This is a genomic window from Nostoc sp. 'Lobaria pulmonaria (5183) cyanobiont' (assembly GCF_002949795.1).
Classification (GTDB): Bacteria; Cyanobacteriota; Cyanobacteriia; order Cyanobacteriales; family Nostocaceae; genus Nostoc.
The window spans coordinates 1,536,933-1,563,856 of record NZ_CP026692.1; the positions used below are offsets into that span (position 1 = coordinate 1,536,933).

Genomic DNA, 26,924 nt, shown 5'->3' on the forward strand with positions numbered 1-26,924 from the left:
CTATGGTGTTAATCGAGAATGCTGCAAGATATCTAGAAGCGCTATAGCAATGATATTTGTTGGTAATCACAAATCTTCAAGAGTAGGCTTACAAGTTAGCAAAGCCGACACAAGGAAAGAAAACCTTTCTCCTGCCCCTGTTTGTTCAATCAGAAGGTAATTCTGGGAAAGCTTAATTTGTGAGAGCGAGAGGCTTTTGCCAGAAGGAACTAGAATTAGGAAACACCTAGCTGGGTTCTTCTGACTTTTGAAATTAGGAGTGCATGTGTGCCAAAATTCCCTAAATATTTGCTGATTGGATCGACCGAGAATTACAGCGGTAAATCTGCAACTGTTCTGGGTTTGTCTCATCAGCTACAGCAAAAAGGTCTGGATATTAGCTACGGTAAACCACTCGGTACGTCTTTCAATTCGTCTAGTGGAACCGTAATTGAGGAAGATGTCCAGTTCATCGCTCTTAGCCTCAATTTGCCGGAAAACCGCGTTGCACCTACAATGCTGGCTTTGGATGAACCAAATGTGCAAAAGCGCTTGCGTGGGGAAGACAAAACCGATTATCAGCAGTCCCTAATACAGCAATATTTACATAAGTCTCAAGGAGATTTAGTGTTACTGGAGGGGCCTGGTAATTTGTCCGAAGGCAATTTGTTTGACTTGTCTTTGCTGCAAATGGCTGAAGTATTGGATGCTGGTGTGCTGTTAGTAAGCCGCTATAAATCCTTGCTTTCGGTTGAGGCGCTATTGGCTGCAAAACAGCGTCTGGGCGATCGCTTGGTTGGAGCTGCGATCAATGATATTCCTGTCACCCAACTAGAAGCAGTTGACACTCTCTTGCGCCCATTTTTGGAACAGCAAGGGATTCCAGTACTAGCAATGCTGCCGAATAGCGATTTACTCCGCAGCGTCAGTGTTGGCGAACTAGTCAAGCAGTTAAAGGCTGATGTTCTCTGTCGCAACGATCGCATGGATTTGTTGGTAGAAAGTCTGGCAATTGGAGCGATGAATGTCAACTCCGCTGTGAAATATTTCCGCAAACGCCGAAATATGGCAGTGGTGACAGGAGGCGATCGGGTGGAAATTCAGCAAGCGGCTTTGGAAACTTCTACCCAATGTTTAATTCTCACCGGGCAACTACCACCCCCACCGTTCATTCTCAGTCGCGCTGAAGAACTAGAAATACCCATTTTGTCTGTTGATTTAGATACCCTCACCACTGTAGAAATTGTTGACCGCACTTTTGGTCAAGTCCGTGTCCACGAGCCGATTAAGGTTCAGTATATTCGCCAGTTGATGTCCCAGCATTTTGACATTGACCGCTTGTTATCCAAACTAGATTTAACTCCGGCAGGGGCATTGTCTTAGATTCATCAACTCAAACTATTAAGAGCATCAATGCTCAGTTATCAGTTAGGAGGCTGTATAGCTGGTGATGGTACAGCTGGTTCGCCGTCACCTCCCAGGCGACGGCGGGCTGTTTCCTTCCGCCCCATAGCTGGGATATGCTTAGTTGCAGCAGGTAATCCAAAGATAGGCATATTTCCGTAAACCGCCTCATATCTTCCCGGTTCAATTAAATAGGTTTCGTGCCAAATGCCGACACTGCCATCAGCACCAATACCTTGATTAAACCTTTGCCAAGCTTTTAGATGTGCATCGGCTGGATTTCTAGCAAAACGCTCCAAATCCTCGAACGAGCGCCAGTATTGAATCAATCCCACTCCTCGCCAGTAAACAAAAGTTTCTCCCCCTAAAAACCCTTTTTCGGGATTCTGATTAAGGCTTCGTAGCATGGGCGACATTGCCATAGCTGTAGGAATCCATTTGGAAAAAGCGAATAATTTATTAATTCGCATCCCAATCAGAAACACAACAAAGGGTTGATCAATTTCGGCTGTAAATCGTCCCGGTATGACTTGAGGCATATACCACTCCTTATTCTTAAGTTAATATGCAATTAATTGCATATTAACTTATCTTATGCAATTAGTTGCATAAGTCAAGTAGTGAATTCAAAATTATGGCATTAGCGCACGCAATATTAGCGGCTCTGGTTGACGTACCCTGTAGTGGGTATGATTTAGCAAAAAGATTCGATGGCTCTGTAGGCTTTTTCTGGTCAGCAAGTCACCAGCAGATTTATCGGGAGTTGTCGAAGCTAGAAGATCGAGGATCGATCAGTTCCGAGTCGATTCTTCAATCAGGACGGCCAGATAAAAGGCTCTACAGGGTTACAGACATGGGAGAACAGCACCTCAAAGAGTGGATTGCTCAACCTTGTGAACCCACACCAATTAAAGATGATTTGCTAGTTAAAATTTTTGCTGGTCATATTGTTCCTAAGCAAATTATCTTGGCAGAGCTAGAAAATCACCAAAACGCCCATCAAAAAAAATTGTCTACGTATAAAGACTTAGAACAGCGTTACTTTCAAAATCCGCAAGAACTGCCAGAAACAGGCAAATTTCAGTATTTAACTCTTCTAAATGGCATTAGTTATGAAACGCATTGGCTAGCTTGGTGTTACCAAGTAATGGAGTTACTGAACCAAACAATTGAAAATTAGTAGTAATGTCTAACTCAAGTTTTCCTCGCATCTACACGCTGTTTGGTAAAATATCTGGGTCGTTTAGTCTGATTATCTCCATCTTTGAGCCAATCAACAGACCTTATTAAACTCGATACATTAGCGCAAGAACTGGCGACAATCCAGCAAACAGGTTCTAAAAGAATTGCCTTGCTGGGTTCTCGTCACGTGCCGATTACGCATCAGAATCTTATTGAAATGATGACTTATGCCCTAGTTTTATCGGGTAATCGAATCATCACTTCTGGTGCTACAGGTACAAATTCAGCTGCTATCAAGGGAGCAACGCGGGCTGATGCAAATTTGTTGACGGTGATTCTACCCCAAAGCCTGGAACGCCAGCCTTTGGAATCGCGCCAGCAACTAGAACAGGTAATGCATCTAGTCGAAAATCCCAGTAATGATAATCTGTCTCTGGCGGAAGCTAGTTACTTGTGCAACAAGGAGATTGTCTCCCGTTGCCAGCAACTAATCTGCTTTGCTTTTCACGACAGTGGCACCCTGTTGCAAACCTGTCAAGATGCAGAAGAACAAAGAAAAGTGGTGACGCTTTTCTACTTTGATTAGTCATTTGTCATTTGTCTTTTGTCATTTGTATTTGACTAATGACTGATGACTGATGACTGATGACTAATAACCAACGACTAATAAGTAATGATAATTTTTTTGTACTCGATCGCTGCTGCTGCCGTTCTAATTTATGTGCCATTTTTGGTAGTAGCTTATGCCCGTGCGCGTATTGGATCTGAAATGTTTTCTACTCCTCGCGCCATGTTTGATAAATTGCCGCCTTATGCCCAACGGGCTACTTGGGCACATCAGAACACCTTTGAAGCCTTTATGATATTTGCCGCAGCCGCATTGATGGCTTATGTAACTAGTGTAAATTCTTTTACAGCCCAAGTAGCCGCGATCGCCTTTGTGGTGGGCCGTTTCCTATACTCGATTTTTTATATTTTGAATATACCCCTTTTGCGATCGCTGATGTTTGCCATTGGCATTTCTAGCTCTGCCACTCTCATCTTTTTGAGCATCATTCAAGCTACTAGTTAATTGGGGCATAGGGACTGGGGAAGAGTTTTCCCAATACTCAATACCCAATCCAAAATCGTTCGACTGAGCGAAGTCGAAGTCCAAAATCTAAAATCCAAAATATTTTATGGCTTCTACTTTTTCCTTTGACATTGTGAGCGACTTTGACCGACAAGAGTTGGTTAACGCTGTCGATCAAGTTATACGAGACATCAAAGGTCGTTACGACCTCAAAGACACTGAAACTACTGTCGAGTTAGTTGAAGAAAGCATTAACGTTAGTACTGACAGCGAGTTTACCTTAGATTCTGTACACACCATTCTGCGAGAAAAAGCCGCCAAGCGTAACCTCTCCCAAAAAATCTTTGATTTTGGCAAGGTTGAATCAGCCAGTGGTAATCGCGTGCGTCAAGAAATCAAACTCAAAAAAGGCATCAGTCAGGAAATCGCCAAACAAATTTCCAAATTGATTCGGGACGAATTCAAAAAGGTACAAGCTTCAATTCAAGGGGATGCTGTGCGGGTTTCTGCCAAATCTAAAGATGACTTGCAAGTTGTCATGCAGCGGCTAAAACAAGAAGACTACCCAGTTGCTTTGCAATTTACAAATTATCGTTAAAAGATTTGCATGGTGGGCATTGCCTCTCCAAACTACGTTTTTGGCAGAGGGAAGTAAATTTTCCGGTTCCCCTTCTCCCAGTAGGGAGAAGGGGTTAGGGGATGAGGGCGACTCAAGAACGCGCGCTAAAGCTAAATTCTATGCACAGCTGCGCGCCTCTACTATAATCAAGCCATAGAACCAATACTTCTTTGAAATGCCGGACGCTTAGATAACTGCTTCATATAGTTCAACACTGCTGGATAGGCGCTGAGGTCTAGCTTCAGTATCATAGGAATATAATTCAGAACAGACCCCACTGCCACATCAGCAATAGTGAATTCATTACCATGTAAAAAAGATTGCCTACTGAAAATTTCATCTAATGGAGTCAACAAGCGGGGCATTTCCCGTTCCCTATTCTCCTCTCCAAAAATCCCTGGGCTAAGGGTAGCATTCGCAAACAACACCCATTGAGAAAATACAGAACGTTCCTCTGGTGAAAGTGGAGTTTTACTGTACTTATCGGCAAGATACAGCAAAATTGCCCCAGATTCCCAAAGCTGAAAATCCCCATCAACAATTGCTGGAACTTTACCAAATGGGTTAATTGCCAAATATTCAGGCTTGAGATGTTCACCCGCCTGCATATCAAGCTTAACGAATTCGTAGGGAATTTCTAATTCTTCTAAATACCAGTGAACAATTGACGCTCGACTACGAGCGCCGCCGTAAAGTTTTAGCATAATTACTTAAAGAACTTTGTGAGTGTGAGAATGCTGTTTAATATTGTCTTCTTTGGTGACAACTCTAGCGGCGTTTAACACTCGCTTGCGCTCAATGGAATATTTAAATTCAGTGTAGTTTGTACCCAAGGGAATTAAAGATTTTGCAGATTCACGACGCTTGTAGGTACGAGCTGCTGCAAATGCCCGTGGCACAAATTCCTCTCCAAACTGAGCCGACTCTGGGAAGCCATCTGGCAGCAGTTGTGAATCGCCATCCAACACAGATCCCAAAGTTGTGGCATGAGCCAGCTTATAGGAGGTAGGAATGCCCTTTAAAAGCGCTTCCAAAGCCGCAGAGGGAATCGGCTCGATAACTTCGATTTGATAAACTTCTCCATCTTCTTTGACGAAGCAGGTTGCCAAGCCAATAACAATGTAATCATCGGTTGCTAAATCAGGGGCATTGGGATAGGAAATTGCAGTTGTCATCGGGAAATTTCTCAAAACTTAAAAATTGAATCTAGGGAATGGGGAATGAGCATTGGGCATTGGGTGTTAATTATTCTCCCCTTGATTCCCCTGCTTCCTCATCCCCTCTCTAATAACGGCTTGTTGGCATTCTACCAATTTGTCGCTCTCACTACTTGACTAGTCTTTGAGATTGACATCTGCTATTTCTGGAATTCACCTTCGGGATCGAGTATCCATGATTAGGTTTGAGGAGCAATTGTTTATTTAAGGCATAGATTTCTACTGGTGTGAGTAGTTTAAATTCAGTCTTGAGATGGCTTTCCAGCAACCAGAAATACTTTAAAAGTAGACCCAATGGTAAAACCACCAGAGGGAAAAAACTAGAATTTTATTTCACAAAGCATGGATTTAATGTAGGAAAAGATGAATATTCACTCATTTTTAGCTGACGATGACCAGCAAAGTAAACAATACAAGTATGTTCTCAATACTACAAATAAAGTTCCAGATCGAAGGAAAAGCGATCGCAGCGAATCTATTTTCGAGGATAGCTACTTACGCTCTTTTGCTTTAAAGTTGGCTCAACAAGGAGATTATACTGAAGCGATCGCACTTTTAAGCCAACTAATCTGCCGCCACCCCCACAATGCCGTTGATTACAACAACCGGGGGCTAATTTATTTTCAAAGTGGTGAAAGGCAAAAAGCGCTTTACGACTATAACACCGCCCTCAAACTTAATCCCTATTTGGCTAGTGCTTATAACAATCGAGCAAATTACTACGCAGCTTGTGGAGAATTAGCAGCAGCACTTGCCGACTACGATCAAGCGATTGATTTGAATCCTCGCCATGTTAAAGCGTGGATTAACAGAGGCATTACCTGGCGTGATTTGGGACAATATGAAAAGGCAATTGAGAATTTTGAGGTAGCACTGCTTTTCGGTCAACTAGAAAATCATATCTGGGCTGAACGCGGCAGGACTTACCATCTTTGGGGTGACTGGAATTGTGCGATCGCTGATTATCGTCGCGCCCTTACTAAACTACTCTCTCTTGACAACAATAAAAATATTACTAGTTGTCGCTTGCGTTTACAACTCGAAAACTGGTTAAACGAACTGCTATCTGAATCAGCGTCCTAGTTGGTAGATTAGTTCTTCTGGGGGATTCAAAATTCAAAATAATTGATTAATTTTGAATTAGAGTTTAGTGACGCTGTATCGCTAATGACTAATAGATGAGAACTACATAGCTATTCAAAAATAAGCTATTAACCATTTAGCAATAATATAAATTAACACCCGGTTTTTAGGTAGCCTAAATCACAATAAACCTAAATAATCCTAAATTAGCCATTTATCTTAGGGTGATGAGTCTGTTTGTTCATCTTGTCGGCGATCTTGATTCATCAACACAATCTGACGCTGGCTGGGATCAAATCGGTATCCTTGTTGTTGCCTAATACTTTTAGCTTGTTGCGGATCGAAGTTACGGCTAAATTCTGCCTGCAACCCATTGACATGTCCTTCCATCAGCTTGACTTCAGTACTCATTTCTCGCAACTTTTCCTGCTGTAACCAATGATAAGGCAAGAGTTGTGTTAAGGCAGATGCTGCAACGGCTGTAATCACAATATTAACTGCTATTTTGGCTGTGCTTTCCAGTGCCATCACCTGGTAAGAACGTTGACGAAGATGCCGCTTTGCTCGAGGAGTGACCCGGCGTTTTTGTATAGGTTGTGACGGTGGTCTAGACGGTTGAATCGCGTTCATGATGCTAAAAGATAACCTCGCTTAGTGAAGGGAAGCACTATCAAGAGTGCTGAGTTATGAGTTTTGTTAGCGGTAGCCGGGGTTTAGCCCGTGCTGAGTTGGAAATCCACTCAGCACTCAGCACTCGATACTTGGAACTGAATTAGCACTCAGCATTCCTGAATGCTTGATTTAGCTGTCATATTACTTCATTTTTTTGAAATAGCTACAAGTGTTGCACCAGTTAAAAAATAACCTGGCTTACGTAAGTGCAAGGTTTCGAGCTACTTATGGCATGAAACCACAAGCTTCTAAAAATTGCACCCCGTACTGCCAGGATTATTAGCTTTTTAACTGTGTCACATCGGAGCGTTATTTGTAAAGTTCTGTGGCTAATCGCCAAGCTAGAACTCCTGGGATCAAGGCTACAACTAGAGCGATGTAGACTTGAGTATCTGAGATGGAAGATATCTGAGCGATGTACAGAGTATCTAAAATAGGCATGGCTGAAAACCTCCTAACCTGAATAGATTTTGAACAGTTCGTTTACTACTTTTCCTTGTTTTGCCAAGATTGTGGAATATCTTGTTACAAGATGCAACAAAAGCAGTTATTAGTCAGTAGTCGTTAGTTATTCTCCATTAAAAAAATTTATAAAAATTATGAATTTATATCTGGGTATCGACTTCGGCACATCTGGCGGACGCGGTGTGGTGATTGACGAGGAAGCCTCTTGTATTCAAGCAGAGGTACGATATCCCTTCCACGGCTCACCAGATGACGTTACGCCAAAAATTTGGCAGGAGGCTTTGTTTGCGTTGGTAGAACAAATACCCGATCAATTGCGGCGAGAAATTAAAGCGATCGCAATTAATGGTACTTCTTCTACCGTCTTGCTGGTCGATGCTGTTGGCAACCCAACAGATGCACCATTGCTATATAACGATGCGCGGGGATCATTGTTGCTAGAGCATTTGAGGAGCATAGCACCCCCCAATCATACCGTGTTGAGTGCCACCTCCAGCCTGGCCAAACTCTTGTGGATGAGGCAATTGCCTTCTTTTAGCGAAGCTAGATATTTCCTGCATCAAGCTGATTGGCTGGCGTTTCTCCTACATGGGTATTTAGGGATTAGCGATTACCATAATGCTTTAAAGCTGGGTTATGACGTAGAAAAGTTGAAATACCCAGAATGGCTAGAAAAGCTGCAAATACCGATTCAGCTACCCAAAGTTTTAACCCCTGGTACTCCGATTGCCGAATTGCGCCCTGAAATTGCCGATAAGTTCGGTTTACGCCGTGATTGTCTGGTGTGTGCAGGCACAACTGATAGTATTGCCGCTTTTCTCGCCAGTGGGGCAAAATTACCTGGTGAAGCCGTGACTTCCCTTGGTTCAACATTGGTACTAAAGTTGTTAAGTCGTACCCGTGTAGAAGATGCCAGATATGGGATTTACAGCCATCGCCTGGGTAATTTGTGGCTGACTGGTGGTGCTTCTAATACTGGAGGTGCAGTACTCAAGCAATTTTTCACAAACGCTGAGTTAGAAAGCCTTAGCTGGGAGATTGATGCATCAAAAGCTAGCGAGTTAGATTATTATCCGTTATTGAAGGTAGGCGATCGCTTTCCGATTAATGATCCCAATTTACCTCCACGTTTGGAACCACGCCCAGATAATCCAGTGGAATTTTTGCATGGGTTGTTAGAAAGTATTGCCCGCATAGAATCGCGAGGGTATGAATTATTACAGCAAATGGGCGCAGACAAATTGAGCCGTGTTTATACTGCTGGAGGTGGCGCGGCGAATGACACTTGGACTGCGATTAGGGCGCGTAATTTGCAGATTCCTGTAGTCACGTCAGTGTATACAGAAGCTGCTTATGGAACGGCGCTGTTGGCTATGGGAGGCGGAAGTAAGGGTGAACAAGAGTAATTGTGTAACAATCTTTTCGTAAGTATTTCGTAAATCAGTATCTATCCCAGTGACAATCAACATATCTCGGCCGATACTGGGATGATTAGATACCGGACTATAGATTCCAGGTTCATGATCTGGGCAGCTATTCGGGGATGGGTGCTTCGCAGCAAGCGAATGTCATCTGTCCCCTTTATTAATTATTGGTATGAATTCTGAGGCGATACGGTTGGGTTAAGGCTGAAACTCTTTATTTTTTTAACGTAGACGCAAAGCAGCTTGCCGCAGGCTACCGTAGAGACACTGAGGACACAGAGAGAATAAATTCTGAACTCAACTGTATTGAGTTCAGAGAAGATTAGGAGAAAAGAAAAAGGTTTTTTAAGAAGGTTTGACCTGCGCGATCAAGATTATCATCTAGGGAAAAGGTGAGGCTGCGGACTCGGATTTGATCGCTTTTAATATCTAGTGGCTGTGTCAATTCTTTGGGATATATCAAAAAGGCTTCCTTGCATTTTGTTGTGTTGGCGTAGCTGATCATTTGATGAATATCTGTATATCCTGCCAATTCAGGGGATTTATACTTTGTATCTAAAACCGCTATTGTTTTGCCAGTAGTATCACACAGTAATATATCTATACTGAAGTGCCGATTCTGACTAATTTGTATTGGATGTTGCTGTTTGAAAAAATAACCTTGTGGCGTGTTTTTCTTAAGCCATTCCGCAACAAAAAGTTCATATAAATATGCCATATCAACGAGAAAGGGTAGGGTTTTGTAATTTCCCTTTTCATGACTGGGGCTACTATTTTCTAAAAAGAATCGCCATAAATCATGTAATAGTTGATAGTCTGCATTGAGACGATTATACTGTCTGGCGATACAATCTTCTGCGCTACAAGGTTGCACCGTTACTAATCCTTGTAGAGCGTGATAAGCTTTTCGTACTGTTGGTGATACTCTTTCTGAACATAAACTGCTACGACCAATGATATAAAGTGTCCATGCTAGGATTTGATTTTCTTTAAGATCAGCCGTATGTTCTTCATAATCGCATTTAAGTTTAACATTCCACGGCTTTTGAATTATCTGTCGCACATCTAGCCTTCCCCGCACATAAGAAAGCTGCTGTGTTTTAGACAAATAAGTACAATATAATCCTTTGCGGCATCGCTCTAAAACTTTATGGGATAATATCTGAGCCAGATTATTATAAAAGTCTTCTAGAGATTCACAATCCATCAGCCCTTCTAGAAAGCGAAACCCTTTTAAATTGTACGCATACTCCAGCATTCCGAAGAGGTTTTGGATAGGCACTTTCGGATTTATTTTTAAATGCAATTCAGGAGTTACAGGAATGTAACCTACCCATCCTTTAGCTTTGAGTTTCCAATGTTGTCTCGTTGTATAGTTAGGAAATTCTATATCTACTTGTGTTTTGTATTTCTCATATAACTCGACCCCGGCGGAATCCGGTATTTTATCAAGTGGAAATAATTTATTTTCGTATTCTGTAATTTCAAGAATTATTGGTTGTGCTGGGTTTATATCCATAGTTGATTATTGATTTTATCCCAGCGAAACTTATCTACTTTTTCTAGCTGGTTAAAAAAGTACTCTTCTAAATATGGCTCAATTTCCATGTACCATATATCTTCTATATCTTCACGTAAGTTGTCTGTTAAAAAGAATGAAATACCAATTTCGTAGTTTTTATCTGCGATCGCCTGATTTAATTGCTCTAAAATGTTAATTAATCCCTCTACTGCAAAACCTGTTTTCAGGTGATACCGTCGCAGCACATCATAGTTTGGACGAAGTTCAATAAATGCAAAGCGGCGGCGTAGCGCATGATCTATATTGGCAATAGACCTATCTGCTGTATTCATTGTCCCAATAATGCGGACATTTTTCGGGATGCGAAACCTGTTACCGCTAGTTAATGGAATTTCTCTATCTCGGTACTCAAGTAAGTACATTAGTTCGCCAAAAACTTGTGCGAGATTAGCGCGGTTTATTTCATCGATAATTAAAACACAAGTATTTTCACGAGACTCGGCTTTTTTGCAAAATTCTAAAAATCTTCCTGGAACAAGTGGATATGCTAATATTCCATTTTGGCTTTGAGGACGAATGCCTTGAATGAAATCTTCATAAGAGTATGCTGGATGGAATTGCACCAGTTCCGAGAAACCATCACCACCACCGATTAAGTGTTGAGCAAGTTTTTCAGCAATATAAGTTTTTCCTGTTCCAGGTGAACCATATAAAATTGCTTGACCTTTACGATTAATTGTGCGTATCCAGCTTTCTATTATTGTTTCGTTAAGACCTATTTCTTCAGTAAGTTGAGACAAAGTATATTCTGGGGACTTAATTTCTTTACTCCAGTAAGTGGTATTTTTGAGGTTGTAATTGCTGAAGTCATATTTCTTCACCGCTACCAGCCAGTGAGAGAACATATCAAACAAGTCATCATCTCGCAAAGCTGGTACACCTGGTTGGCGCATCACTTTAGCAAATTCTTTAATCAGTTTGTGTCCTGTACTGTTGGCTGCTGGATAATCTGTCAGCCTTGGTTTATAGTCTGTATTCGCAAAATAGTTGATTACTTGCAGCAATTTATTGTTGAGCAAAAGAAATTCATCTGGTCGAAGGCTGTTAAGCACAGGCGTGAGTATTTCGGTTTGCAAATCCTTAGAATAGGGTATCTGTGAAAATTCTTTACAAGCTGCTGATAATTGCTCTGGATTATCATTGCAGCAACGAACAAAATTCCAAATTGCAAGATAAATTTGTCGCCAGTCTTCGGGTTTTTCCCACTTTGCTCCCTCAAACAATTCTTTTATATCTTTCGTCACAGACGAAGCAACATGAATCCAAGTGCCGCTTTGAGGATTTTTGGTATTGTTATCATAAGGTAGCAACAGAGGTAGTAACAATGATTCTGTCACGTTTTCTCCAGAGTCTGTTGCTGCTGCAATCGCTTCAAAATTACGACGTCTCTGCTGACGCTGCTGAGTATATGAGTTTGTATGACTTATCCCAGATAGTGTGTAGGGATATGAGATTATGAATTCCTGAAACAAACTCACAAATTCAGATTTATTGTCAGCTAGCATGATTAGTAATCAACTTTAGATTATTTTGTAAATAATTTATTTGTAATCAAAATATATTTATTTACACGAAGAACTTATTGTTATCCCTTGCATCATAGACTCAAACATTTTGAACTCACTTTCCTTTAAGTAACGATAACTTTGCGGAGGTCGAAACTTTGGTATTTTCTCTCTTAGTTGTGTTAACTCAATAGGATCTGGTAAAGTTTTTATGTTTTTCACAAAAATACCAACCATTACTGAAGCACCATCATAATAACTTTGAAATTCTTTAGAACTAATTCCCGCTATATTTTTGACCTGATTCCAAAATTCATTTAAGTCTTTCGGTAATTTTTTAATTTCCATTTGAGTAATATACTTTACTTCAAATGAACCTACTAAAGCTTTTTTGGGAGATGAGACATAGACTAAAACTAAGTCATCCATATTTAATCGAGAGCGAACACGACGGAGTTCTACTTGTTTCTTTCCAGAAAATATTTTTTCTGCATATTTAGGTTTGATTGACAATAAAAGGATGTTACTAGGCATGAAAATTTATCTATATCTTATTGGTATATCCTAGATTATATAACTTTTTAAAAGAATCGTTGCTAATTTTATAAGCTGACTGGAATGATTCTTTTTTATTGATAATTTTTTGAACTTGCTTTAAATTTATAGGATATTTAAATAGCTCGGTATTACTGAACCGAACTGCCATAATATTGCCATTTTTATCTTGATTTACATTCATAATATCAGCCAACTTATAAACTCCTAGCCTTTGAAAACGTTGATAAAGATTTTTAGGTTGATCGATGATAATCTCATCTACAAAGGAGCAGGCTCGAACAGAGCTTATTCCACAGTAAGACTTATAATCATCCTGGCTCACATACCAAATAATTCGAGATGGAGCTTTTAATCCTCTTGAATTCCTAACTGATCGATAGTAAACAGCTTCACGGTTAAAAGCAAGTTCTATTTTTGAGCCAAATAGAGTTTGCCTAGCCAAATCTGAATCAAATAAATCTTTTGCCCATCTGGGTTGAATGGGAATGATAAAATTGGGTATTTGAGCATCAATAATTTTTCCTGGAAAAAGGAATCGTTCAATATTTGCTGATGCTTGAACATCTGTAATTAAATTTTTTGTATTGAGACTATCAGCAATTTGAATGCAAAAATTATATTCTTGCCCTAAATTAGACGCTAAAGTAGCGAGGCGTATTGATAACTGAGATGCAGTTTCAGCAACTGCTAAGTTTACCTTTATCCATCCGTTATTAACTCGGATAAAATTATCTTCCTGAATAGCTGTAATAACAGTTTCGTCTAAAGTTAAATCAGTAATTCTAGTAAATTGCCGATGTTCATTAGCAGAATGTAATATTGATTGAAAAATCAAGTGCCGTACCAGTGTAGCTGATAAGTGATTATTACCAACTCGGAGAAGTGGAACTTCTAGCTCATTTTTTTTATGTTTACCATACACAAATAAAGCAAGTGGTTGATTTTCTCCTTCGACAACTATATAACAATCAAACTTGTCTAATTCAGCGAGAAACCGACGTAACTGCTGTTGAAATGCAGTTTTCGTTTCACCTTGATTTATACAAGTAAAATAATTGGTCAACAAATCTTCTTGTCCCCTTTGAACTGGTACTTGCTTTAGGAGAGTACCAGCCAAACGTACAGGCTGATAATCAGGCTTATTGCGAAGCTCGTCTAATTGAATAAGTAGTTCATTAAGGGTAAGAATAGAGAGCCTAAATCTATCATAGATTTCATCTGCAATATCTAACAGTTCTTTTTTATTGCTTATGAATACATGAGACTCGGAGGCTATAGCTCGGGCTAAATGACGTACATCAAGTTCAGAAAAAATTATATTTTTTGGATATATCAAATTTTGGATATTTTGGCATATTTCATCTAAACTTTTACTTATACATGGCAAGCTGATAAAACGTCTTGCTAGTTGTCTTTGTGATTCTCTTTCCTTATCATCATTAACTAGACTTATATAATTAAAAATTTCATCGGTAATGCATAATTCTAACTCTGGCTCTAACCAATCAGCCAATAGTAATCTAGATTCTTCATTACTGCTATCTTCATCTCTATATAAATTAAAAAAGATATTGGCATCGATAACAACGCATAGCTTTGACTCAAGTTTATAAATGTGATTATTAGAAAATAGGTTTTGATGCCCGTGATCAAACCACCAAAAAGTTAGCAACTTCTTATCTTTACTCTTTCCTTCTTTTTCATATTGAGGAACGAAACCTAATTTTGACCACATACTTGCTAAGTCATAATCACGACGGCAGTTTAAGCCAATACCTGTATATTTTTCTTGAGTCATTTGTTTGAGGTGATTGACAAGTAATCTTGCCACTTTTTTGTTTTGATGCTCCCTATCAACGCAAAGATGAACGATTGTGATGCGATCATACGAATGTCGATATAACAAATAGCCAATGCACCCTGCTTGAGGATCAAGAGCTACAAGTATCTGGCGATTCTTTGCCCGTTCTGCAAAAGCACCTTTAGGAAAAAAGCCAAGGGTTGTCCTATTGAGACCCCATAGTTCTATAACGGTTGGTAAATATGGTGATCTATCGTCAATCTCTTCAATTTTTATCTGACCGTCTTTTGTCACTTATTTTATACCTATTTAAGTAGAATATTCACTTACTGTTATTAAAATGGGAGCGCCTTAACACCTATCACATTTAGGAATTAAAATATAGCTTGCTACCGCAGGCTTTGTCTGTGTAACAGTAAAATACTGTCAATTTTTTAACGAACCGCCAAGGACGCAAAGTAAGAGAAGGAAGAAATGCTTAACCCAAATTGAGTTCTAACTAGCTTACCGTCGCTAAGGTAACGGGTGTATTAAGCGATCGCACTGCGATCGCAGTGATGGTAAAAGAACGCCAAATTGTGGGTTCAAAGTAACCGGATGCTGCGGCACTACAGTGTAGAAGCTAATGACAGCAAGCGTAACGCGGAGACAAAAAAGTGCAAATCACTAAGGGCAATGTTGAGTTAAGAGTAGATGGCAGCTTAATGCGTGTTTATGTTGCGGCTCCCAAAGCAGCAGGAAAATACCCTGGTATTGTCTTCTACAGTGATATTTATCAGTTAGGTGATGCAATGATTCGTCTAGCTAACTACTTAGCAGGATACGGCTATGTAGTAGTAGCTCCAGAAATTTTTCACCGAATAGAGCCAGTTGGTTTAGTAATTGAGCCAGACGATCTGGGACGGATGCGGGGTAATGACGATGCTCGTCGAACCTCCGTAGCTGATTATGATGCCGATTGCCTTGCTGTGATTGAATTTCTGAAAACAGAGAGTGCGGTTTCTCCAAATAAAATAGGCACTCTAGGCTTTTGTATTGGTGGACATTTAGCCTTCCGCGCCGCATTTCAAAGCGAAATTCGGGCTTGTGTCTGCTGTTACCCTACTGGGATTCCCAGTGGTAAACTGGGTAAAGAGGTAGCTGATACAATCCAGAGGGTAAGTGAAATTAAAGGTGAGATGCTAATGGTGTTTGGTACTCTTGACCCTCATATACCAGAGAGCGATCGCCAGACCATAATAAAAGCAATTGAAAATGCTAACATACCTCACCAAGTTTTCTTGTATGAAGCAGAACATACATTCATGCGCGACGACGGTTATCGTTATGATTCTAGTGCTACCACCGCAGCTTGGTCTGAAATAATAACTTTCTTGGGGCGCATATTTGCAAACTGAAAACTCCTATTATTGCTTTCTTTCCTTAACAGTTAGTAACCCGTCAAATTTGAGTTGTCTGCAACGCCAACAAACCAGCACCATAAGCAGGCTCATACCTCGGAAAAATCACGTTTACTTCAGGAAACTTCTTAACAAGAGACGCTGCAAATCTCTCATGGAAGTTGGATCTACCCCGCCACACACTTCCTGTTGTGACTACTTCTAAAACTGAGTCGGCACTAAAAATTGCATCAATTAGTGTAGATGTAGCTTTTACTAACTCTTTTACAGCATCATCAATTATGATATTCGCTACTATATCACCTGACGCTGCTGCCAAATCTACAATTGGTGCTAAAGCCGCTATCTGTTTAACTCCCCATCCTCGCCGATAAACTACTTCTATTAAATCTTCTATACTTTCCAAATTAAGATGCTGTTTGAAAGCCTCTACCAAACTTGTTGATATTTCCCGTCCATCATAAGATTTTAATGCTGCATTCATGCCTGCGATCGCAATTTTATAAGCGCTACCTTCATCTCCTAAAATATACCCCCAGCCGCCGACTCGCTTAGTGTTTCCCTGATGATTTCGCCCGAAAACTATCGAACCAGTACCTACTGCAACCACAATTCCTACAGGCTGACCAATTCCACCAACTAAAGCAATTAAAGCATCGTTACAAATTACAATATTCGCTGGCTGTAATGCCCAATTAATAGGCAATTTGTTATTCTGTAACTCTTTAACCAAACCTTTTACTACTTCGATATCTGCTGCACGACCTACACCTGCTAAACCCAGGCATATCGCATTAATGTTCAGGGTATTTGTAATTATTGCTGCCTCAACCGCATTGTAAATTGCTGATTGAATAGATTGTAGAGTGACTTCAATACCTATACTCTGATAATTAGATGGGCCTGCTTCACCACGACCTAGCACTTGACACGAATCATCCATTAGTATGCAAACAGTCTTGCTACCGCCGCCATCTATTCCTAAAACATAACTCATGGCTTGCAATAATGTTAATTATTTTGACGCTTCGGTTCTTCTTTTAAAGGAATAAAAAATAGAGCAATCATCCCCGGAATGGTCAGCAAACAAACCAATATAAAAAATAATGGATAACCAAAAGCTTTTTGCAGATAACCACTAATTAAACCTGGTAGCATCATTCCTAAAGCCATGATGCCAGTGGAAATAGCAAAATGAGAAGTTTTATATTCGCCTTGGCAAATATACATTAAATAAACACTAAAAGCTGTAAATCCAAAACCATAACCAAATTGCTCTAAGGAAACCAAGGGATACACTAATGTTAGTGAAGGTTTAGTGGAAGCCATATATACATAAAATACATCAGGTAAATTCAATGCTAAAGCCATAGGGAATAGACATTTTTTTAATCCATATTTAGAAATTAGTAAGCCTCCTAAAATTCCTCCCAAAATTAGGGATATTACCCCAAATGTACCGTAGACTAATCCGACATCTGATGTTGATAGCCCCAAGCCCCCTACTTCTGGTTTATCCAATAAAAATAAAGAGGCTATCTTGACAAGCATTGCTTCGCCAAGTCTGTAAAGTAAGATAAATGCTAAAATATTTATAATTTTACCTTGAGTAAAATATGAGCTAATTATTGACCAAAAAGGTATATTTTCCTTAATTTGGATTTGTCGTTGATTATCTGATTCAGGTAAGGGTAAAATTAAGCAATGGAAAATAAATAGGATTGCTAAAATTAAAGCTGAGAAGCCAATAGCTATAGTCCAACTTAAAGGAATGTTATTAAGAGATACTTCAAGCTGACCTGCTAAGACTACTAATATTCCAGAGCCAAAAATGACAGCCATTCTATAAAACAGTGAGCGAATGCCAACAAAAAAGGCTTGTTGTTCTGGAGATAAGGCGAGGAGGTAGAAGCCATCTGTGGCAATGTCATAAGTTGCAGAAATAAATGCTCCTATTGTTAATGTTGCCAGCGAGATGAAAAAGAAATTTGGCAGTTGTAAGGAGAAGGCTATCAAACCCAAGCAGCAGAACATGGCAAATTGGGTATAAAGTATCCATTTGCGTTTGGTAGAGTAAATATCTACAATTGGGCCCCAAAACATTTTGATAACCCAAGGTAGATAGAGAAAACTTGTCCACAAGGTGATTTGAGTATTATCTATTCCAAGTTTTTTGTAAAAGATTACGGAAACTGTGTTGATGATGACGTAAGGGATACCGGAGGTGAAATATAGGGTGGGGATGAAAGTCCAAGGGGAAGGAGATATGGGTTGTTTCATGGATTTTGGTTAACGAACCGCAAAGGACGCAAAGAGCGCAAAGAAGATTAAGAAGAGAGTATGATGCGTTTGATGCCATCTTTGAGGAGAGGGACGTTAAAGTTGATGAGAAGGGCTAGAGGGTAATGAGTCATTTTAAGGTAGGAGAGGACTTGGGCTTCGTGAATGGGGGTTAAGTTTTGGACAGCTTTCAATTCAACAATTAGAGAGTCTCCAACCAAAAAATCTAATTTGCCCTCGCCTACTGAACGACCTTTGTAGTGTACTTTTGCTGGATGCTCAAACTCATAAGGTATTCCGCGAATAAGAAATTCTTCTCTGAGCGCCTTGTGATAAACCTCCTCTAAAAACCCCGCTCCTAATACCTGATGTACCTCAATCGCCGCCCCAATCACCCTATAAGCTAAGTTTTCTAACTGAGGACTTGGTTGCCTCATCTTACTTTCCTCCTCTTCCTTTGCGTACTTTGCGTCCTTTGCGGTTCGTTAACCAAAATCCCTCCCCAACCCTGTGGCAAAATTTATTAGAGTCCTTCCATACTTAGTTTGCCCAGCATGACCGCAACCATTCCTAATCTCCCCAGTCTCTACGACCCTTTTTCCACTGAAGCCAAGTGGCAAAAATTCTGGGAAGACAACCAAGTTTACAAAGCTGACCCCAACAAAGGCGGCGAACCCTACTGCATCGTGATTCCACCGCCGAATGTCACTGGCAGTTTGCACATGGGTCACGCTTTTGAAAGTGCGTTGATTGATACCCTCGTGCGCTACCACCGGATGCAGGGGCGCAATACCCTGTGGCTACCCGGAACTGACCACGCCAGCATTGCTGTGCATAGTATGCTGGAAAAGCAACTCAAGACAGAGGGAAAAACTCGCTACGAATTGGGGCGCGAGAAATTCTTAGAACGCGCTTGGCAATGGAAGGCGGAGTCTGAGGGAACGATTCTAAATCAGCTACGACGTTTGGGTGTCTCGGTGGACTGGTCACGGGAAAGGTTTACCCTGGATGAGGGTTTATCTAAAGCTGTTGTCGAGGCATTTACTCGCCTCTACGAGGAAGGCTTAATTTATCGTGGTGAATATTTAGTTAACTGGTGTCCCGCTTCTCAGTCGGCTGTGTCTGATGTGGAAGTGGAAAATCAAGAGGTTAATGGAAATCTCTGGCACTTGCGCTATCCCCTCACTGATGGTTCTGGTTTTGTAGAGGTGGCGACAACACGACCAGAAACGATGCTGGGCGATACGGCAGTAGCGGTTAATCCCAATGACGATCGCTACAAACATCTCATCGGCAAAACTCTAACTCTGCCCATTGTACAACGAGAAATTCCGATCATTGGCGATGAATTTGTTGACCCTGCTTTCGGCACGGGTTGCGTAAAGGTGACTCCCGCCCATGACCCGAACGATTTTGACATGGGTAAGCGTCACAATCTGCCGTTGATCAACATTATGAATAAAGACGGCACTCTCAACGCCAACGCTGGGGAGTTTCAAGGACAAGACCGCTTTGTTGCTAGAAAAAATGTGGTTTCTCGCCTAGAAGCAGATGGCTTTTTGGTAAAGATAGAAGATTATAAGCATACCGTTCCCTACAGCGATCGCGGTAAAGTACCCATTGAACCCCTCCTTTCAACTCAGTGGTTTGTCAAAATTCGCCCCCTAGCTGACCAAACTCTCGAATTCCTCGACCAGCAAACTTCCCCAGAGTTTGTCCCCCAACGCTGGACTAAGGTCTATCGTGATTGGCTAGTAAAACTCACTGATTGGTGCATCTCTCGCCAATTATGGTGGGGACACCAAATTCCTGCTTGGTATGCTATCAGTGAAACGGATGGGCAAATTACCGATAACACGCCGTTTGTGGTAGCGAAATCGGAAACTGAAGCTTGGGAAAAAGCTAAAGCACAATTTGGTGAAAATGTCCAGCTTGAACAAGACCCAGATGTGCTAGATACTTGGTTTTCTTCTGGACTCTGGCCATTTTCGACTTTGGGCTGGCCGGAACAAACTCACGATTTAGCAACTTACTACCCAACTACCACTTTAGTGACAGGCTTTGACATCATCTTTTTCTGGGTAGCTAGAATGACAATGATGGCTGGGCATTTTACGGGGCAAATGCCTTTCCAAACGGTTTACATCCACGGCTTGGTGCTGGATGAAAAAGGTCAGAAGATGTCTAAAACCAAAGGTAATGGCATTGACCCGTTGTTATTAATTGACAAATATGGTACTGATGCCCTGCGCTACACCTTAATTAGGGAAGTGGCTGGCGCTGGACAAAATATCCGATTGGAGTACGATCGCAAAAAGGATGAATCGGCTTCTGTAGAGGCATCCCGCAACTTTACTAACAAGTTGTGGAATGCAGCCCGGTTTGTGATCATGAATTTGGATGGACAGACACCGCAACAATTGGGGAACCCAGTCGCTACCGAATTGAGCGATCGCTGGATTATCTCGCGCTATCATCAAGTTATCAAACAAACCACCAATTACATCGATAATTACGGTTTAGGGGAAGCAGCGAAAGGACTCTACGAATTCATCTGGGGTGATTTCTGCGATCAGTATATTGAACTAGTGAAATCCAGATTACAAGCAGATGCCGATCCAGTATCGCGGCGGGTAGCACAGCAAACCCTCGGCTACATATTGGAAGGGATTATGAAACTGCTTCATCCCTTCATGCCTCATATTACCGAGGAAATTTGGCAAACTCTCACCCAACAACCAGCAGATTCCCCGCAAACCTTACCGTTACAAATCTATCCCCAGGTAGATGCAAATCTAATTGATCAATCTTTAGAGGAACAGTTTGAATTACTGATTGCTACTATCCGCACAATTCGGAATTTGCGGGCTGAGGCGGATATTAAACCAGGGGTAAAAGTGATAGCGAATTTGCAAACTGAAAGCGAGAAGGAGCGGGAAATTCTCACTGCTGGACAAGATTACATTAAAGATTTGGCGAAGGTTGAGACTTTAACCATTACTGACAAGCAAGAAAACCAAAGTGTTGCTACGAGAAAACCTCAGAGGGGTTTGAAGACAATTGGCTTAATTATCGTGGCCATTGTCTTTGGTAGAGTGGGTTTAGCTGTGGGGTATGCGATTGATGAGACTCCCATCGTCGGAACTTTCTTTGAACTAGTTGGTTTTGGTTACACAGCGTGGTTTGTTAGCCAAAATTTACTCACTGCTCAAGCAAGACTTAGGTTATGGAGACGCATTTTCTCGCAGAGAGAATTAGAACAACCACAAAAACCAGAAAATGCGATCGCTGGTGTGATTGGTACAATACAAGTGCTAATTCCTCTTAGCGGTGTGGTGGATATTGAAGCTGTGCGTGCCAAACTAGAGAAAAGCCTGAGTAAAGCTGAAGCCGAAGTTCAATCCCTGAGTACCAGATTAAACAATCCTAGTTTTGTAGATAGAGCTAGAGCCGACGTTGTACAGGGAGCGCGGGATGCCTTAGCAGAAGCACAGAAGCAAACTGAAATTTTGCGCGATCGCTTGAAGGCGTTGCCGTAGGTATCTTTTGCATGTCTTAGGATAACTGTAATGGGTAATGGGAGTCTCAATAATTCCTAATTACCCATTACCAATTAACAAGATCCAAATATCAATTCTGGGACTTATTATTATATTAAATTTTTTAATTTTTAATTTTTAATTTTTAATTGGAGCGAAGCGACCCTCATGCTATATCTAGCCCAGGTGCGTAAAAACGATTTTTTAGACCAGCACCAGTTACGCTTATTGGCGCGTCAAGAAGCTGATAACTTGTGGGCAATAATTCCCGAAGAGGCTTTCATTCTGCTTGGAAAGGGAAAGATCATGAGTGAGAACTTGCTTGTTCTAGTGGAACTTTCTCCTACAGGCGACATTGAAAGAATAGAAGACGCCACCAACTGGGTACTGCATCTGGTAGAAAGCTACCTCACCATCGGCATTACTCCAGAATTTTTGCAGCACGAAGCCGAGCGAGCAGAACATTGGCGACAATCCCTGACGTTGCAAAACCAAGACTTAGCAAGGCGTTCCTTAGAGTTGGAAGCCAGACGCGAACAAATTCAAGCCTTAGAAGAAAGCCTTAAACGCGAGAAAAACGGTTATTCCCAAGAGGAAAGTTAAAAGTTTGCAGTTGTGTTGCACTCAAGTGTGTATGTTATGACAGATTATCCAGTAAGAGTTGATCTGTCTCTTACTGGGTAATCTTTAGATGCTTGCTATAGTTAGCTTTCATTAGACAATGACAGTAATATTTGCACTACTAAGCACTGCCTGATTCGAGAACTGAGCAATTTGAACTTGTGCAGCCTTACCAATCCCATCTGCGTCAAAGAAAAAATTACCTGTAGTTTGATCGTAGATAAAGCGATCGCTTGCTGTTGTCGCACTGGTACCAAGTCTGAACAAGCTGGCATTAAGCCTAGTATTCTGAGATTGGCTAAGTGCGAATTCTGTCTTGGAAACGAAGATAGTATCATCTCCAACAGTAAAATCAGCGATCGTATCATAGCCTCCACTACGGCTACCAGCCAGATCAAAACTATCTTGTCCAGTTCCACCAGTCAATACATCTCGACCAACTCCACCAGCAAGTAAATCATCACCTGCACCACCTAACAAGGTGTCATTACCTGAGTTACCAAAGAGGCTATCATTGCCATCTCCTCCGCTCAAGATATTAGCGGCATTATTTCCTGCCAAAATGTTATCAAGGCTATTACCAGTACCATTGATTAACCCACTTCCAGTCAGAGTCAAGTTCTCCAAGTTATTTCCCAACACCCAAGTAACCGAAGAATTGACTAAATCTGTGCCTGCATCTAAGGCTTCAATAATACTATCGTTCAGGTTGTCTACGATATAAGTATCATTACCGACTCCACCAACAAGACTGTCAATCCCTGCACCTCCATTCAAGGTGTCATCGCCTGCACCGCCTAACAAGCTGTCATTACCTGAGTTACCAAAGAGGCTATCATTGCCATCTCCTGCGTTCAAAATGTTAGCGCCAGTATTTCCAATCAGGATGTTATTAAGACTATTACCAGTACCATTGATTGCTCCGCTTCCAGTCAGGGTCAAGTTCTCCAGGTTATTTCCCAACACACAATTCACCGAAGACTTAACTAAATCTGTGCCTGCATTTAAGCCTTCGCTAATAACATCGTTCACGTTATCTACAATGTAAATGTCATTGCCGGCTCCACCAACAAGGCTATCAGATCCTAAACCTCCATCCAAGGTGTCATTACCTGCACCGCCCAACAAGGTGTCATTGCCTGCACCACCAATTAGGCTATCATTGCCATCTTCTCCGCTTAAGATGTTAGCGCCAGTATTTCCCGTCAGGATGTTCTTAAGGCTGTTACCAGTACCATTGATTGCCCCACTTCCAGTCAGGGTCAAGTTCTCCAGGTTATCTGCCAACACCCAATTCACCGAAGACTTAACTAAATCTGTACCCGCATTTAAGCCTTCGATAATAATATCGTTCATCTGATCTACGATGTAAGTGTCATTACCGATTCCACCATCAAGACTATCAGCTCCCAACCCTCCATCTAAGGTGTCATTGCCCGCACCGCCCAACAAGGTGTCATTACCTGAATCACCAAAGAGGTTATCGTTACCACTTTCTCCACTCAAGATGTTAGCAACAGAATTTCCAATCAAGATATTATTAAGACTGTTACCAGTACCATTGATTGCCTCGGTTCCAGTCAGGGTCAAGTTCTCTAGGTTATTTCCCAACACCCAACTCACCGAAGACTTGACTAAATCTGTGCCTGCATTTAAGCCTTCAGTAATCGAATCGCTCAGGTTGTCTACGATGTAACTATCATTGCCCTTACCACCGATGAGACTATCAGATCCTGCACCACCATCTAAGGAATCATTTCCATCACCGCCATCAAGAGTGTCGTTATCACCTAGTCCTTGGAGCGTGTCATTGCCCTGTAATCCTGAGATGATATCCATATTCATCGTACCAGTCAGGGTGTCTGCACCTGAAGTGCCATTAATCGGAGGAGTGATTTGACTAATGGTCAAGTTGACAGTTGCAGTACTACTGCCTCCATGCCCATCACTTATGGTGTAAGTAAAGCCGTCAGAGCCATAATAGTTTTGGCCAGGCGTATAAGTGTAAGTACCATTGTTGTTGTTAACTAAGCTTCCTTGGCTAGGTTGGGTGAAGCCACTAATGCTCAATACGTCACTAACATCGACATCTGTATCATTGCTTAACAGAGTAGTAGCGCTAATAATAACGGGTGTGTTTTTGCTTGTGATAAAGCTGTCGTTAACGGCAACAGGAGCATCATTCACTGCCGTAATATTAATATTCCGAGTAACAGCAGTACTATTAGCCGTACCATCATTAACTAGAAAGCTGACAGTACGAGGTGTAGTGCTGGGGTTATCACTGCTGTTGGTATAAGTAATGGAACGCAGTGCAGTTTGATAATTTGCAACGGTGGCACTGCCAGTTAAGGTTAGAACGCCTGTACTGCTGTTGTAGCTGCCGGTAATCCCATTTTGGTTGATGAAGGCGAGAGTATCTTGAGCAGAGACAAAACCACTGCTAATGCTGACGGTGGCACTAGCCAGGTTGGCGGAGTCGACGTCGCTAATGGTGATACCTGAGTCGATAGCTGTAGTGGCGTTCTCAGTGTATGTCAGGGCAGAGTTGGTGACAGTAGCAACAGGTGCATCATTTACCGCCGTAATATTAATATTGCGGGTAACGGCAGTACTATTAGCAGTCCCATCATTAACTAGAAAGCTGACGGTACGAGGTGTGAGACTAGGATTATCACTGCTGTTGGTATAAGTAATGGAACGCAGTGCAGTTTGATAGTTAGCAACGGTGGCACTGCCGATTAAGGTTAAGACTCCTGTACTACTGTTGTAGCTGCCGGTAATCCCATTTTGGTTGGTGAAGGCGAGGATGTCTTCAGCAGAGGCAAAACCACTGGTAATGCTGATGGTGGCACTAACCAGGTTGGGGGAGTCTACATCGCTGACGGTGATGCCTGAATCAAGTACTGTAGTTGCGTTCTCTGTATATGATAAGGCAGAATTGGTGACAGTAGCGATGGCTACATCATTTACCGACGTAATATTAATATTGCGGGTAACGGCAGTACTATTAGCCGTACCATCATTAACTAGAAAGCTGACGGTACGAGGTGTAGTACTGGGGTTATCACTGCTGTTGGTATAAGTAATGGAACGCAGTGCAGTTTGATAATTAGTAACTGTGGCACTTCCGATTAAGGTTAAGACTCCTGTACTGCTGTTGTAGCTGCCGGTAATCCCATTTTGGTTGGTGAAGGCGAGGATGTCTTCAGCAGAGGCAAAACCACTGTTAATCCTGACGGTGGCACTAGCCAGGTTGGGGGAGTCTGTGTCGCTGACGGTAATGCCTGAGTCGATAGCTGTAGTGGCGTTCTCAGTGTATGTCAGGGCAGAGGTAGAATCAGAGGTAATTGTTGGAGGAACCCCACTGTTGGTGTTTAGTTGTGCATATATCCCATTGCTAGACCCGTCTTGACCATCGCTAGTCCAGGAAATGACAAAGTCTCCCCCTGCATCCATCGCTACTGTAGGGTTAGATTGACTGTTGGTGGTGTAGGTATTAACTTTGAATTCGCCCCCTTGAGCCACCCCAGTACTGTTGTAGCGTTGGGCATATATCCCACTGCTAGACCCGTCCTGACCATTGCTAGTCCAGGAAATGACAAAGTTTCCATCTGCATCTATCGCTACTGTGGGGTTAGATTGACTGTTGGTGGTGTAGGTATTAACTTTGAATTCGCCCCCCTGAGTCACCCCAGCACTGTTGTAGCGTTGAGCATATATCCCATTGTCAGACCCGTCCTGACCATAGCTTTGCCAGGAGATAACAAAGTCCCCACCTGAATCCATCGCTACTGTGGGGTTATATTGAAAGCTGCTGGTGTAGGTATTGACCTTAAATTCGTCCCCAACAGCCACCCCGGCACTGTTGTAGCGTTGGGCATATATCCCATAACCATCCCCATCCTGATAATAGCTTTGCCAGGAGATAACAAAGTCCCCTACTGCATCCATCGCTACTGTGGGGTTATTTTGATAGCCGCTGGTGGTATTAACTTTGAATTCGCTTCCAACAGCCACCCCAGCACTGTTGTAGCGTTGGGCATATATCCCAAATGCAGGACCGTCCTGACCATAGCTTTGCCAGGAGATAATAAAGTCTCCACCTGAATCCATCGCTACTGTGGGGTTATTTTGAGTACTGGTGGTGTAGGTATTGACCTTAAATTCGCCCCCTTGAGCGACCCCAGCACTGTTGTAGCGTTGGGCATATATCCCATAACCATCCCCGTCCTGACCATTGCTAGTCCAGGAAATGACAAAGTCCCCACCTGAATCCATCGCTACTGTGGGGTTATTTTGAGTGCTGGTGGTGTAGGTATTGACTTTGAATTCGCTTCCAACAGCCACCCCGGCACTGTTGTAGCGTTGGGCATATATCCCATCGCCAGACCCGTCTTGACCAGAGCTAATCCAGGAAATGACAAAGTCCCCATCTGCATCTATCGCTACTGTGGAGTTAGATTGATTGCCGATGGTGTAAGTATTGACTTGGAATTCAGTCATCAAAAAACCTCTGAA

The 26,924-nt window shown here is 41.8% G+C and carries 23 protein-coding genes; 10 read left to right on the forward strand and 13 right to left on the reverse strand.

All coding sequences use genetic code 11. The features are described from left to right. Positions 1-267 precede the first annotated feature (267 nt). Complete coding sequence (locus tag NLP_RS06590) at positions 268-1,362, forward strand: phosphotransacetylase family protein (protein WP_104905693.1); 1,095 nt, start codon at positions 268-270, stop codon at positions 1,360-1,362. A gap of 41 nt (positions 1,363-1,403) precedes the next feature. Here NLP_RS06590 and NLP_RS06595 read toward each other — a convergent pair whose 3' ends face one another. After that, positions 1,404-1,922: a DUF4188 domain-containing protein gene (locus NLP_RS06595; RefSeq protein WP_104905694.1), complete on the reverse strand. Its 519-nt coding sequence runs from the start codon at positions 1,920-1,922 to the stop codon at positions 1,404-1,406. 95 nt (positions 1,923-2,017) lie between these two features. Between NLP_RS06595 and NLP_RS06600 the strand changes: the two genes are divergently transcribed. The 4 genes from NLP_RS06600 to NLP_RS06615 all read left to right on the forward strand — a co-directional run bounded on the left by NLP_RS06600 (position 2,018) and on the right by NLP_RS06615 (position 4,235). After that, on the forward strand, positions 2,018-2,563 hold the full coding sequence (locus tag NLP_RS06600; RefSeq protein ID WP_104905695.1) for a PadR family transcriptional regulator: 546 nt from the start codon (positions 2,018-2,020) through the stop codon (positions 2,561-2,563). An 84-nt stretch (positions 2,564-2,647) separates the two neighbouring features. Continuing rightward, complete coding sequence (locus NLP_RS06605) at positions 2,648-3,151, forward strand: DNA-processing protein DprA (protein WP_104905696.1); 504 nt, start codon at positions 2,648-2,650, stop codon at positions 3,149-3,151. 87 nt (positions 3,152-3,238) lie between these two features. Then, positions 3,239-3,637, forward strand: coding sequence for an MAPEG family protein (locus tag NLP_RS06610; protein ID WP_104905697.1), 399 nt, complete (start codon positions 3,239-3,241; stop codon positions 3,635-3,637). A 106-nt stretch (positions 3,638-3,743) separates the two neighbouring features. Beyond that, positions 3,744-4,235: a YajQ family cyclic di-GMP-binding protein gene (locus tag NLP_RS06615; RefSeq protein WP_012411046.1), complete on the forward strand. Its 492-nt coding sequence runs from the start codon at positions 3,744-3,746 to the stop codon at positions 4,233-4,235. A 167-nt stretch (positions 4,236-4,402) separates the two neighbouring features. Here NLP_RS06615 and NLP_RS06620 read toward each other — a convergent pair whose 3' ends face one another. Together NLP_RS06620 and NLP_RS06625 are read right to left on the reverse strand one after the other, a co-directional pair. Next, positions 4,403-4,960, reverse strand: a complete 558-nt coding sequence (locus NLP_RS06620) for a glutathione S-transferase family protein (RefSeq protein WP_104905698.1) — start codon at positions 4,958-4,960, stop codon at positions 4,403-4,405. 6 nt (positions 4,961-4,966) lie between these two features. Continuing rightward, positions 4,967-5,431, reverse strand: a complete 465-nt coding sequence (locus tag NLP_RS06625) for a hypothetical protein (RefSeq protein ID WP_104905699.1) — start codon at positions 5,429-5,431, stop codon at positions 4,967-4,969. Between the two features lie 405 nt (positions 5,432-5,836). On the opposite strand from NLP_RS06625, the gene NLP_RS06630 reads away from it, so the two are divergent. Then, the gene (locus tag NLP_RS06630) at positions 5,837-6,556 is read left to right on the forward strand and encodes a tetratricopeptide repeat protein (protein WP_104905700.1); all 720 of its coding nucleotides are present in this window, start codon (positions 5,837-5,839) and stop codon (positions 6,554-6,556) included. A gap of 219 nt (positions 6,557-6,775) precedes the next feature. Here NLP_RS06630 and NLP_RS06635 read toward each other — a convergent pair whose 3' ends face one another. Further along, positions 6,776-7,186, reverse strand: coding sequence for a hypothetical protein (locus NLP_RS06635; protein ID WP_104905701.1), 411 nt, complete (start codon positions 7,184-7,186; stop codon positions 6,776-6,778). Positions 7,187-7,537: 351 nt separating this feature from the next. Then, positions 7,538-7,627, reverse strand: a complete 90-nt coding sequence (gene psaM / locus NLP_RS06640; RefSeq protein ID WP_040630342.1) for a photosystem I reaction center subunit XII — start codon at positions 7,625-7,627, stop codon at positions 7,538-7,540. Between the two features lie 200 nt (positions 7,628-7,827). On the opposite strand from psaM, the gene NLP_RS06645 reads away from it, so the two are divergent. Further along, positions 7,828-9,099: an FGGY-family carbohydrate kinase gene (locus NLP_RS06645; RefSeq protein WP_104905702.1), complete on the forward strand. Its 1,272-nt coding sequence runs from the start codon at positions 7,828-7,830 to the stop codon at positions 9,097-9,099. A gap of 340 nt (positions 9,100-9,439) precedes the next feature. On the opposite strand, the gene NLP_RS06650 is transcribed toward NLP_RS06645, so the two are convergent. From NLP_RS06650 to NLP_RS06665, 4 genes are read right to left on the reverse strand one after another with little or no spacing between them, the layout of a single operon-like run. Further along, positions 9,440-10,636, reverse strand: coding sequence for an McrC family protein (locus NLP_RS06650; RefSeq protein ID WP_104905703.1), 1,197 nt, complete (start codon positions 10,634-10,636; stop codon positions 9,440-9,442). Further along, positions 10,627-12,204 carry an McrB family protein gene (locus tag NLP_RS06655; protein WP_104905704.1) on the reverse strand — a complete coding sequence of 526 codons (1,578 nt, stop codon included), beginning with the start codon at positions 12,202-12,204 and terminating at the stop codon, positions 10,627-10,629. Before NLP_RS06655 ends, NLP_RS06650 begins: the two co-directional genes overlap by 10 nt. Positions 12,205-12,261: 57 nt before the next feature. After that, positions 12,262-12,738, reverse strand: a complete 477-nt coding sequence (locus tag NLP_RS06660) for an ASCH domain-containing protein (protein WP_104905705.1) — start codon at positions 12,736-12,738, stop codon at positions 12,262-12,264. 10 nt (positions 12,739-12,748) lie between these two features. Beyond that, on the reverse strand, positions 12,749-14,857 hold the full coding sequence (locus NLP_RS06665) for a GNAT family N-acetyltransferase (protein WP_104905706.1): 2,109 nt from the start codon (positions 14,855-14,857) through the stop codon (positions 12,749-12,751). Between the two features lie 362 nt (positions 14,858-15,219). On the opposite strand from NLP_RS06665, the gene NLP_RS06670 reads away from it, so the two are divergent. After that, a complete protein-coding gene (locus tag NLP_RS06670) occupies positions 15,220-15,960 on the forward strand; it encodes a dienelactone hydrolase family protein (protein WP_104905707.1) in 741 nt (246 codons plus the stop codon). 43 nt (positions 15,961-16,003) lie between these two features. Here the strand turns inward: NLP_RS06670 and NLP_RS06675 are convergent, their stop codons facing one another. From NLP_RS06675 to NLP_RS06685, 3 genes are read right to left on the reverse strand one after another with little or no spacing between them, the layout of a single operon-like run. Further along, complete coding sequence (locus NLP_RS06675; protein ID WP_104905708.1) at positions 16,004-16,960, reverse strand: N-acetylglucosamine kinase; 957 nt, start codon at positions 16,958-16,960, stop codon at positions 16,004-16,006. A gap of 14 nt (positions 16,961-16,974) precedes the next feature. Beyond that, positions 16,975-18,243: an MFS transporter gene (locus NLP_RS06680; RefSeq protein WP_104905709.1), complete on the reverse strand. Its 1,269-nt coding sequence runs from the start codon at positions 18,241-18,243 to the stop codon at positions 16,975-16,977. 47 nt (positions 18,244-18,290) lie between these two features. Continuing rightward, the gene (locus tag NLP_RS06685) at positions 18,291-18,680 is read right to left on the reverse strand and encodes a GxxExxY protein (RefSeq protein ID WP_104905710.1); all 390 of its coding nucleotides are present in this window, start codon (positions 18,678-18,680) and stop codon (positions 18,291-18,293) included. Between the two features lie 117 nt (positions 18,681-18,797). On the opposite strand from NLP_RS06685, the gene NLP_RS06690 reads away from it, so the two are divergent. Beyond that, positions 18,798-21,782 carry a valine--tRNA ligase gene (locus NLP_RS06690; RefSeq protein ID WP_104905711.1) on the forward strand — a complete coding sequence of 995 codons (2,985 nt, stop codon included), beginning with the start codon at positions 18,798-18,800 and terminating at the stop codon, positions 21,780-21,782. Positions 21,783-21,950: 168 nt separating this feature from the next. After that, positions 21,951-22,385 carry a hypothetical protein gene (locus tag NLP_RS06695; protein ID WP_104905712.1) on the forward strand — a complete coding sequence of 145 codons (435 nt, stop codon included), beginning with the start codon at positions 21,951-21,953 and terminating at the stop codon, positions 22,383-22,385. A 111-nt stretch (positions 22,386-22,496) separates the two neighbouring features. Here NLP_RS06695 and NLP_RS06700 read toward each other — a convergent pair whose 3' ends face one another. After that, entirely contained in the window at positions 22,497-26,909 is a 4,413-nt protein-coding gene (locus NLP_RS06700) for a beta strand repeat-containing protein (RefSeq protein WP_104905713.1), read from the reverse strand. Between the last annotated feature and the right edge of the window lie 15 nt (positions 26,910-26,924).